This is a genomic window from Vibrio hepatarius, assembly GCF_043642085.1.
GTDB classification, from domain to species: Bacteria; Pseudomonadota; Gammaproteobacteria; order Enterobacterales; family Vibrionaceae; genus Vibrio; species Vibrio hepatarius_C.
Genome location: NZ_JBHZSA010000024.1, coordinates 1 through 11,032 on the forward strand (window position 1 = coordinate 1; position 11,032 = coordinate 11,032).

Annotated in this window: 11 protein-coding genes; 9 read left to right on the forward strand and 2 right to left on the reverse strand. The window is 40.5% G+C overall.

The annotated features are described in order from the left end of the window. The first annotated feature begins 155 nt into the window (after nt 1–155). A complete protein-coding gene (locus ACHUFZ_RS20665; RefSeq protein ID WP_394128631.1) occupies nt 156–503 on the forward strand; it encodes a DUF3024 domain-containing protein in 348 nt (115 codons plus the stop codon). 243 nt (nt 504–746) lie between these two features. Here ACHUFZ_RS20665 and ACHUFZ_RS20670 read toward each other — a convergent pair whose 3' ends face one another. Further along, entirely contained in the window at nt 747–899 is a 153-nt protein-coding gene (locus tag ACHUFZ_RS20670) for a hypothetical protein (RefSeq protein WP_394128632.1), read from the reverse strand. Between the two features lie 343 nt (nt 900–1,242). On the opposite strand from ACHUFZ_RS20670, the gene ACHUFZ_RS20675 reads away from it, so the two are divergent. From ACHUFZ_RS20675 to ACHUFZ_RS20700, 6 genes are all read left to right on the forward strand, one after another. Continuing rightward, nucleotides 1,243–2,064, forward strand: coding sequence for a phospholipase D-like domain-containing protein (locus tag ACHUFZ_RS20675; protein WP_394128633.1), 822 nt, complete (start codon nt 1,243–1,245; stop codon nt 2,062–2,064). A gap of 147 nt (nt 2,065–2,211) precedes the next feature. Continuing rightward, entirely contained in the window at nt 2,212–3,411 is a 1,200-nt protein-coding gene (locus tag ACHUFZ_RS20680; RefSeq protein WP_257379244.1) for a putative phage abortive infection protein, read from the forward strand. Between the two features lie 109 nt (nt 3,412–3,520). Further along, nucleotides 3,521–4,123 carry a DUF922 domain-containing protein gene (locus ACHUFZ_RS20685; protein WP_394128634.1) on the forward strand — a complete coding sequence of 201 codons (603 nt, stop codon included), beginning with the start codon at nt 3,521–3,523 and terminating at the stop codon, nt 4,121–4,123. Nucleotides 4,124–4,273: 150 nt separating this feature from the next. Then, nucleotides 4,274–4,690, forward strand: a complete 417-nt coding sequence (locus tag ACHUFZ_RS20690) for a VOC family protein (RefSeq protein WP_394128635.1) — start codon at nt 4,274–4,276, stop codon at nt 4,688–4,690. 1,466 nt (nt 4,691–6,156) lie between these two features. Then, a complete protein-coding gene (locus tag ACHUFZ_RS20695; RefSeq protein WP_394128636.1) occupies nt 6,157–7,026 on the forward strand; it encodes a hypothetical protein in 870 nt (289 codons plus the stop codon). A 724-nt stretch (nt 7,027–7,750) separates the two neighbouring features. After that, nucleotides 7,751–8,176, forward strand: a complete 426-nt coding sequence (locus ACHUFZ_RS20700) for a GNAT family N-acetyltransferase (RefSeq protein ID WP_394128637.1) — start codon at nt 7,751–7,753, stop codon at nt 8,174–8,176. A 678-nt stretch (nt 8,177–8,854) separates the two neighbouring features. Here the strand turns inward: ACHUFZ_RS20700 and ACHUFZ_RS20705 are convergent. Beyond that, the gene (locus ACHUFZ_RS20705) at nt 8,855–9,394 is read right to left on the reverse strand and encodes a GIY-YIG nuclease family protein (RefSeq protein WP_394128638.1); all 540 of its coding nucleotides are present in this window, start codon (nt 9,392–9,394) and stop codon (nt 8,855–8,857) included. A 236-nt stretch (nt 9,395–9,630) separates the two neighbouring features. On the opposite strand from ACHUFZ_RS20705, the gene ACHUFZ_RS20710 reads away from it, so the two are divergent. Then, nucleotides 9,631–10,080 (forward strand): GNAT family N-acetyltransferase, encoded by a 450-nt coding sequence (locus ACHUFZ_RS20710; protein WP_394128639.1) that lies wholly within the window; start codon nt 9,631–9,633, stop codon nt 10,078–10,080. 145 nt (nt 10,081–10,225) lie between these two features. Next, a complete protein-coding gene (locus tag ACHUFZ_RS20715; protein ID WP_394128640.1) occupies nt 10,226–10,843 on the forward strand; it encodes an RraA family protein in 618 nt (205 codons plus the stop codon). Nucleotides 10,844–11,032: the final 189 nt, after the last annotated feature.

An 11,032-nucleotide genomic window follows, 5' to 3' on the forward strand; every position in this document is an offset into this window, starting at 1 on the left:
AGGTTGAACTTTAGTGTTTACGGCGCAGTATTCAAGTTCAGGGTCTGCGCTGCTCACACGTTAATTGGGCGTTATGTACTTTCTCGAAAATTAACCTAGCCAACGTATGAAATTAGGTCGTAAACTTAGATTAATTAAAGGGTTAGGTGATAGATATGGCATTTTCAGAAATTGAGCAACAGCGTTATAGAAAGGTAGTGGAGAAGTACCTTGATTCTTGTCGGCCGCCAGAAGAGATCCGCAACCAACTTGATATTGGGTATCGTTTAGAGGGGCAAGTCATCGAAATCTTCGAGATACGTCCTAAGTGGAATGAGCCATCCGAAAAAATGGAGTGCCCAGTAGCCAAAGTCAAATATTATAAGTCGCGTGATGCGTGGAAAATTTACTGGATGAAATCCGACCAAAAATGGCATTCGTATGAGCCAATTCCAGAGATTCAACTTCTAGAAGCTTTCTTGGAAATATTGGAAGACGATACTTATGGGTGTTTCTGGGGATAGAACCAACCACGTACATAACAAACTGTTCAAGAGGGATTCGCAACGCGTGGCATTTTTACTATGCGTTGGTTTTAGTGTTTAAGGCGGTATGCGGCGGCATCGGTATTGCGTTGCTCACCCCTTAACAGGGCGTTATGTTTACTTGTATTTCAAAGGCTTAAATATCTTAGGCTCTAGTTCTTTGTCCCTTTGGCAGTTCGTCCCTAGTAGACTCAGCAATTTCGCATTGTCGGTCTAAGTTCTTTAATTTCTCAGCCCGTAAAACATACCAATATTCGTGGGTTGCTTCATTGTCAGGTCGTGGCGGTCGGCTTCTTGTTTAACTGGCTCAAAGTCGCTTTCAGGTTCATTACCAAGCAGCATTTCGGTTTGGCAGTTGCCTCGGCAATTCAGCATTGTTTTGCGCTTTGGTTGGAAAGAAAGGGCACTTGTTAGAGCTTAGTCGGGTTGCCTCATTGGGCAGGGATGTGGAATTACTTGTTTTGGGCTGGTCGCCTTTGGCGCTCAAGTTGGTTCAGCCTTGTGGTTTACTTCAGAAAACTAGTCAGAAATAGCAGTTCTTTCTCAATTAAATCATGCGTTTGTGGTAAAACATAACAAACAGTTCAAGCAGATTCGTAACGCTCGGCGAATTTACTATGCGGCGTGTTTGGTGTTTTAGGCAGTTTGCAGAGGCTTGGTCAGTGCGTTACTCACTACTTAACTGGGCGTTATGCGTTTTTACGAATATTGGTAGAGTATGAGATTATCAGATTTTTCTATTGAAGCTCTAAAAGGTTTTGTCACAGGTGACGATTCAGACGCTCCGTATATGTCGGGTCCTGATCTGGTGAAGTTCTTCAATTTATTTGGTGTTAGGGACGTTTATTCTTTTCAAAATGGTGGTTTACCTGAATCAGCTAGCCGAAAAGATTATGCTCTAAAAACTGTAAAGTCTCTTAATGGGACTAATCAAATGAAGTTAATGGTTGAGGGGTTAGTTGATAGTAGGCGTTCAGAAAACTATGCCGAACTAGCCGTTGGTATTAACGAGATCATTAAGCACGACGGTTACTCGCTAGAACAAAACTCTCTCGGTGTTTTTATTGTCTCGGGCTCTAACACTGAAGAGTCCACCGTTGATGTGGAAGCATACTTTCAGGAAATACGTCAGCGAATTTTAGAAAGCATTTTGCAAGCAAAATTCTCAATATGGGTAGCGATGGCTTGGTTCACCGATAAAGAAATTGGGAATGCTTTACTTAACAAGCACCGTGATGGTCTAAATATACAGGTCATCGTTAATGATGATTCTACAACAAGCAAATACGGTTTAGACTTCGCAACCAAAGGTATTGAGTACTATAAGATTGCTCCCTCAAGTCCTTGGGGTAAGAAAATCATGCACAATAAATTTTGTGTAATTGACTTTAAAAAGGTAGTTCATGGCTCATACAACTGGACTAAGAATGCTCAATACAATAATGAAAGCATTACTATCACAGACAGTAGAGAATTAGCTGAAGATTTTGCTGAGCAATTTATCGCTCTAAAACAGGCGCACAAATCAGCACACGCATAACAAAGCGTTTAAGGCGGATTCCCAACGCTTGGCATTTTTGGTTTGATTCAGCTTTAGTGTTTACGGCACAATGGTTTAGGTAGGGTGGTAGCGTTGCTCACCACTTAACGCGGCGTTATACAACTTAATTAGACATAAGTATTATTTATGAAGTTAACAAAAATATTAGCCTTTCTTTGTTTTATATTAGGCTCTGTAATTTTCTTCTATTTTTTAGGCAAGGCGTCTTCTGACGGTTATAGCTTTTCATTTTCATCGGTAACTAACTATGAGGTGACTGGACAATTCGGCGACTTCGTTGGTGGTGTTGTAGGTACGTTGTTTGCCCTAACGGGCACGCTTCTTATATATCTGACATTTCAAGAACAGTCTCGTGAGAACAAGAGAATTGCGTTTGAATCTTTGTTTTTCGAAATGGTTAAGTTGCACCGAGATAATGTGAGTGAAATGCGATACCACAAAGCAAGTGGTTCTGAGAGTGATAATACTTATGAAAATAGGCAAGTATTTCGAGTTATTTACCAAGAGTTTGTAGATTGTTTTAGAGAGGTTAAGAAGTTTTCAGACTCTCAAAACCCTAGGGACTATTACAATCCAAAGTACCAACGCTATTTGCAGTCAGGGGTTTGTAAGGGTAAAAATGATAAAGATCTTATCGAAATGGCGTTGGTGGACATAGCATTTTCAATCGTCTTTTTTGGGTTGGGGGAAGAGGGGGAAGTAATCGTACGTAAGCATTTTTGTACTAGATATAAAGCAGAATACTACTTTAAACTGATTTATTTCATCAAGATGAAACCCAAGCGCACTAATGTTGATAGGTTCACGAACTGGGAATCAGTTAGATCGCTCCAGCTAAAAGAACTTCATGTTCTGATTGATGAGCTTTACAAAAATAGAAAAGATCCATCAAAGAGTGAAGGTCTCTCTGAACTCGCATTAAAACAAAATATGAATGGTAAATACCAAAAATACTATGGAGGTCATCAGTTTCGGTTGGGGCACTACTTCAGGCATCTTTATCAGTCCTATACATTTTTAGATAGTCATAGCCACCTATCATCTAAAGAAAAGTACTCGTATGGAAAAATACTTAGAGCTCAATTATCAACATATGAACAAGCCTTACTTTTTATAAATAGCATTTCTTGTCTAGGTATGGCTTGGGAATTGACATATGAAAGTGTTGATGAAAAAGGACTGATAACCAAATACAACCTAATTACCAATCTACCAGGAGAGCATATCTCTGGTATCAAATATAAGAAGTACTATGGTTCGGTAAGTTATGAATCGGAGCAGCATGACTATAAGTTGTATAACAAACAATTTAAGAGTGATTCGTAACGCTTGGCATTTTTACTATGCGTTAAGTTATGTGTATAAGTGGTGTGCAGTAGCTTCAGTATTGCGTTACTCACACCTTAATTGGGCGTTATATGCTTCAAGGATGATGATGAATAAAGTAGTACTTTCAATATTCTGCTTAATGGCGTTTAGTCAGGCTAATGCTGACGTCAAGCTAGACTTTCCCTTCCAGAAAAAGTTTGAAGTGTATGAGATTAGCGGGAATAGTGTTGAAGAGATTGAACGCTCATTTAACGCTAGACCTGAGTTTCTCGTAAATGAAGGCTTAGACGGGTACACCGCGTGGAAATACGACTTCCATACGAATGATGATTCTTGCGAAATTCATGAATTTGAGCTTGAAGTTACCTATACACTTCCGAAGTTCGAAATGCCTAAGACTTCAGCTGAGTCAGCTGAGGAGTTTCGCCTATATCTTGAGAAGCTCTATCGTCATGAACAGATTCATTGTGCGCTTGCAGTTAAGTCGATGCACGAAATGTATTTAGCCTTCAAACGAGGGCAGCGTGGAGGGTGCAGTAGCGCAAATGATAGAGTCATTGAGCTTGAAGGTGATTTGGTGGAAAGTAATGCTCTGTTTGACGTTTATACATCGCATGGAGAAATTGAATTAGCAGAGTCTCCTTTTGGTGAGGGGCCTTACTTGAAAATATGCGAAATACCTTTCGCGCCAATGTCACCACGCATATAACAATAAATTCAAGCAGATTCGCAACGCTTGGCACTTTTGGTTTGAATCGGCTTAAGTGTTTACGGCACAATGGTTTAGTTGGGTGGTAGCGTTGCTCACTACTTAATTTGGCGTTATGCTACCGGCCCGAAATCTTCAATAAGGAATACTATGAAGCAGAACATTGTCCATATAGCCTTAGTTGTAAAAGACTACGATGAAGCAATCGATTTTTACGTAAACAAACTCAAATTTGAGCTTATTGAAGATACCTACCAACCTGAACAAGATAAACGTTGGGTGGTTGTAGCTCCACCTAACTCTCATGGTGTTACTCTATTACTTGCTAAAGCATCGAAGCCAGAACAGCATGATTTCATTGGAAACCAAGCTGGTGGTCGAGTGTTTTTGTTCCTAAATACCGACGATTTCTGGCGTGACTTTGAGCGTATGAAATCTGTTGGTATAAATTTCGTTCGAGAACCAGCAGAACAAGACTATGGAACAGTAGCAGTGTTTGAAGACTTGTATGGAAACCTATGGGACCTGCTCCAATTAAACCCAGATCATCCAATGGCGAAAAGGTAGCATAACAATAAATTTAAGCAGATTCGCAACGCTTGGCATTTTCGGTTTGAATCGACTTTAGTATTTACGGCACAATGGTTTAGGTAGGTGGTAGCGTTGCTCACTACTTAATTTGGCGTTATGCTTTTTCTCAAACTTGTAAGTATGGGCACTTTACGTATTCAACAAGTATCACTATGTATCTGCCCTGATATCTTTCACTAGAAATAAGGTTTTTATCCCTTAATAGACTATAACTTTTCTGAAAACCATCGCAGCTCATCAAAAATTGCGTTCTGTCTTATCTAACTTAACAGTGGTTTGATAGAGTTATGATTCGATGTGTAAGGAGGGTTTTAGATGGGAACTATAATAGGCTTGGTCATTTTAGCTGGGATAGATTGGTATCTTGTTCGTAAGACAGGGCTTCATATACATCAACTAATTTCCAAAAAGTATGCCGAGCATTCGCATAATAAAGAACATCGAAAATAAGATCTCTTTAGGCAACAGGCTAACGGTATGTGGCGTTGGAATTTTACCGTGCCTACTGATAGAACAAGCATAACAAGCAATTCAAGCTGATTCACAACGCTCGGCGCTTTCGGTTTCAATTGGTTCGGTGTTTACGGTGCAGTGTTTGAGGTAAGGTGGCACCGTTGCTCACAACTTAATTGGGCGTTAGGCTTCTAAGAGGATTACTAGATGATAAGACAGGCGGTTTGGGCATTTCTACGTCTTGTAGTTGTTTTATTTCTATACCTGCCCGTAGCGTATGCGTTTTTGATCATTATTCAAACATCTCGTCCTCGATTCCTCGAAATGAACTGGGAGGCTTACATTTGGTTTACGGTCTTGCTATTGGTCGTAGGCTATTGCTTGCTTCGTTTTTCACGTACAAAAGAATTTGGGAAGCTGTTTCTAATTAGTGTACTCGGGGTCTCTGTGCTAATGATGTATGAAGGTCAGTCTTATACATTCAGCACCCAGGACATATCAGCGAATGCCCTGTACGTGGCTTTTCTGTTCTTGATTCCTGCAATTCACTTTATATTGCCTTCAGTATGGACGAGACCGTTTTTGTTTTTGCTTCCTGTAAGTGCTTTGAGTTGGTTCTTACGAATGTCGATATATCAGCCAGTTTGTTTTTCTTATGAGCTATACGTAAGTAAGTCAACGTTGAGTCCAGAGCAGTACGATAAGGCTTTTGAATTAGTGCTACAAAACTTCCCAACCACGTTTATCGGCGGGTCAATGGCATTTGGGCTATTAATCCCATATTGGTTCGCATTGTATGGTCCTAACCCAGCCTCAACGTACAGAAGCCTAACAATAAATTTAAGAGTGATTCACAACGCTTGGCGCTTTCACTTCAAGTAAGTTTAGTGTTTATGACACAATGCTTTAGGTAGGGTGGTTAGCGTTGTTCACACCTTAATTTGGCGTTAGAACTATCACTATATCCAACAACTATAGGAAAGGAATATATGAGTCAAGGCGGTCAAGGGAGCAATACTTCCGAGCATTCTCTAACTGGCGTTATTAAAATTTTGAGTACACATGGATTGGCAGTGTTTTTGGTCGTGTACTATGCAATGTTTTTATATCCAGATTCATTTAAGGAGAGAGGTGCTTGGATTGCGAAAATTGAAGAATTACGGAGAAGTATCAACCCTGAGGATAAGCCACTCACGGTATCTCAAACAGAAAGTATTCTGGATTACGTAACAGACCTATATTTTCTTAACGTACAATCAGAAGTTCCGTTTAACACTTATTCATACTCGACACCAAGTGGTGGGATTGTAGGCGGTAGTATTTTTTTTGGTGGTAGCGGTGCTTTGTTTAACAATGGTATGAACAGACCTCAGAATGCAATTGATCTAAACGGTCTAGGGTTTCATTTCACAGTTGACTTAGATAATAAAGAAAATGATATTGAACGAGTTGTTCAAACGATGCTAGAGGAAGCGCGCCCTTCAGCTAAGGAGACAGTTATTACTCATTATGAACCGCTTCTCAATCGAGGTTTCGATAATGCTTTGAAATCTAGTTCTAGATTACGCTTATTCAATTTTGGGGATGCAACATTGTATGAACTTTGGACTGATATAGTGACGAAAAATGAAGAGACTTTCAAAACCGAGCTATTGCAATCATTAGAAGATGCTCAAGTATATTTGCAGTACGGCTCATTGAATCAATCGCTTAGAGCTCAGTTGAAAATCTCCGATTCTAGATTGAAAGTTGAAGAATATATGCGACCGAATCAAGTACTAAACAAATATCGCAAGAAAATGAAAAATGAATGGTTACTTAAGATTAAAGGTAGCGAGTTAAAAAGTCATCCACAATAGTTCTAACAAAGCATTTAAGAGTGATTCCCAACGCTTGGCATTTTCAGTGCTAATCGTTGGGTTTTGTGTTTATGGTGGTATGGTTTAGTTTTGTGGTAGAGTTGCTCACACCTTAATGCGGCGTTATGTTTACTTGTATTTCAATGGTTTAAATCTCTTAGGCTCAAGTTCTTTGTCCCTCTGGCAGTTCGTCCCTAGTAGACTCAGCAAATCAGTATTATCGGTCTAAATTCTTGAATCTCTTAGGCCGTAAAACATGCGATGTTCGTGGGTTGCTTCATTGTCAGGTCGAGCAGGCTAGGTTTCAGTTTCTTTGGCTTAAAGCCGCTTTGAAGTTCTTTCCCAAGTAGCATCCTACCTTGGCAGTTGCCTCGGCAACCAACCATTATCTTGCGCTTTGGCTGGAAAGAAAGGGCACTTGTTGGTGCTTTGTCGGGTTGCCTCATTGGGCAGGGAAGTGTTCATACTTGTTTTGGGTTGGTCGCCTTTGGTGGCCAAACTGGTTGTTACCTTGTGGTTTGGTTCAGAAAAATGGTCTTAATCATCAGTTCTTTCTCAAGCAAGTCAGTCACTTATGGTAAAACATAACAAACAATTTAAGCAGATTCACAACGCTTGTCGATCTGCATTCTAGGTTAAGTTTAGTGTTTTATGGCACAATGTTTCACTTAGGTGGTCGCGTTGCTCACTACTTAATTGGGCGTTAGGTTTCGGAAGGAGATTTATGGAAATCAAAGACTACAGTGACGACTTGTTGGAAGCGGTAAGCGAACTGTATTTAAGCGTTAGGGTTTCTACATTTAGTTGGCTCGAAACAGGCGAGTATCAGCTTTCAGACTTTAGCCGTGACACTGAAGGCGAACGTGTCTTGGTGGCTGTTGAAGGTGGTGAGGTATTAGGGTTTATTTCAATTTGGGAACCAGAAAACTTTATACATCACCTATATGTTTCGAATAATCACCAAAGGCAAAATGTTGGCACTCGGCTGTTAGAAAAGTCCAAGTCTTCGTATCATAGTTTGAGTCTAAAGTGCATGGTAGAAAATGAAAGGGCTATTGGCTTCTATGAATCAAAAGGGTTCATGAAAGCCGAAAAGGGCGCTGATAGCTTGGGAGATTACTATCTCATGAAGTTTATCGCACAAACCTAACAAGCAATTCAAGCTGATTCACAACGCTCGGCGCTTTCGGTTTCAATTGGTTCGGTGTTTACGGTGCAGTGTTTGAGGTAAGGTGGCACCGTTGCTCACAACTTAATTGGGCGTTAGGCAAAGGGCAGGAAAGTTCTTTGTTCTAATCTTCTTGCTTCCTCTGGCCGCCTGCTTTTCTTAGTCGGCAATTCTGTATTGTCGGCTCAAATTCTTGAATCTCTCCAACCGTAAAACATGCCAAGATTTGTGGGTTGCCTCATTGGTTTTCAGTATCGGTTGGTGGTGAGTTTCACTGGCTTAAAGTGTGGAAAGGACAAGTTAATCGAAGCTTTCATTTTTGCTGTCAGTTCGCAGCTTTTAGTTTTCCGGTTCAAAAGCTACTTCGTCGCTGCAAAGACGCATTTCGTGGATGTTGAAAGATAGGCTGTAACATAGCGGCTTCAGTTGTTCTTGAATCACAAAAAGTCAGTGGGTGATTGGTTGCTTATCGTGTTTAAGGTATTCTGTTTTCAAATCAAGTTAGTGAGTGCGTAGCAAAATTTGCCTAACAAACAATTCAAGCTGATTCGCAACGCTCGGCGCTTTCGGTTTCAATTAGTTTGGTGATTACGGTGAAGTGTTTGAGTGCTTTGGCAGCGTTGCTCACAACTTAATTGGGCGTTATGAATACCAGTTAAATTAACCTAAATTTGCACTTTTAGGTATAGTGAAGAATGCCGATTGCTTGAGTTGCATCAGAGAGAGCGGACTAAGCTCTACGTTTTTCCGATTTAGATTTATCCATTTCAGGTAGTTCATTTGTGGGACAAATTCTACAAACTTTTTCCTAAGTATGTCGCTACTTATTGGCACAAGTACATTCATAGTTTTGAATGCGGCTTTGATCAATTTGATATCACATTGGTAAAGCTCAGTAGAATACTCCGTATGGCAGTGCTTCAGATATTTTGCATGCACGTTATAACGTCGTAGTTGCCGTGCTACTTCCTTCTCAATGTTGAAAGCTCTTATAGATCCAACTTTGTAGACACAATGGAATTCCCAGTCTTTAACTCCTCCAACACCTGATGCTCGAATAGAAGTTATACGGTTTCGTGGTGCGGAGCTAATACCTATCTTAAATAGGTCTGTACTTGGGGAGTAAGCCACATAAACATGGTCACACTTATATTTGTGGTCTCGTATTGCTTCGCCGATAACATTGCTTTTGTTACTCACAACTACTCCCAAGTAGCATGCTAAATATCTGATATCTTGCTCAGTTTTCTGGGCGGCGGTGTCAGATAATTGTCATAGGCTGTAACATAGTATGAATGGTATACATAACAAAGCGTTTAAGACGGATTCCCAACGCTTGGCATTTTAGGTTTGCTTTGAATTTAGTGTTTACGGCACAATGGTTTAGGTAGGGTGGTAGCGTTGCTCACCACTTAACGCGGCGTTATGTGACAGGTATGAAATTCGAACATAAGAAAGTAGAACCAAGTAACAGCGATTTCCAGTTGTTAGTTGCTGAATTGAACTCATCGCTTACTCAAATTACTAGTGACTCTGGTGAAAGTTCGTTTACACCTGATAATTTTGATTCATCGAAAGATGGGTGCGTTGTGGTATATCTAAATACAGTGGCAGTAGCGTGTGGAGTATTTCGATACCATGAAAGTGAAGTTTGCGAACTCAAGCGAATGTATTCCAATAAATCAGGGGCAGGCTCTTATTTGCTGAAACAACTCGAATACTACGCAGTCAACAAAGGGTATAAAAGAGTTATTCTATCCACACGTAGAATTAACTCGAAAGCAGTCAGCTTCTATAAGCGTCACTCCTATTTAGAATCAAGCGCGTATGGCAAGTACGTTGGTGTAGAAGGCTCAATCTGCCTAGCAAAGGTTCTAAACACATAACAAATTGCTTAACAAAGACTCCTAACGCTTGGCGACTTCAGTCGCAATTTCAGCTCTGTGTTTATGGCACAATATTCAAGTTGAGCGGCTTCGCGTTGTCGCTTGTTAGCAAGGCGTTAGGCTTTCTACAAACATGGAGGTTAAAATGAAACAAGACTTTTCTAAATTGGCGACAACCGAGTATGGGAACATACTTACCAATGACCACTTTATAGATTACAACATTGGCCCCCTTTGGCAGGGTATGCCGCGAATTAGTGGAGAGGCATTCACAGTTCAGTTAGCTTCAGGTGATAATTTAATGCTTCATTCTGCAATATACGAAGCGCCTGAAGGCTCAATAATCGTTGTGGATGGCGTTGATAGTGAGTATGCAGTTGCGGGCGGTAATGTATGCGCAGTTGCTAAGAATCGAGGCATAAAAGGCTTCATCATTGATGGTGTAATTCGGGACTTGGGTGAAATTTCAGATATGGAATTTCCAGTTTTTGCGAAAGGTGTTCACCCGGTACCAGGCAAGAAAGATGTCTATTGTGAGTTGGGTGTTTCAATTACTTGTGGGGGAGTAAAGGTATCTACGGGAGACGTAATTGTCGCTGACTTAGAGGGTATAGTAGTTATACCTAAAGCAAGAGCAGAGGAAGTGTTCTTGTCGGCCTCAAAGAAAGCACGTGATGAAGCTTCATTAACTCTGCTTGAGTGGGAAGCGAACCACAGAGCTAAAATAGCTCTAGCAATAAGTTCTGCGAAACAAAAAGCCTAACAAGCAATTTAAGAGGGATTCACAACGCTTGGCACTTTTGCTTCTACTTCAAATTTAGTGTTTATGGCACAATTTTTTAGGTTGGGTGGTAGCGTTGTTCACCCCTTAATTGGGCGTTATGCATAAGGAGAGGTTATGACGATTACCGGTGAATGTTTTTGCAGTGAAATCAAGTACAAAGTCGAAGGT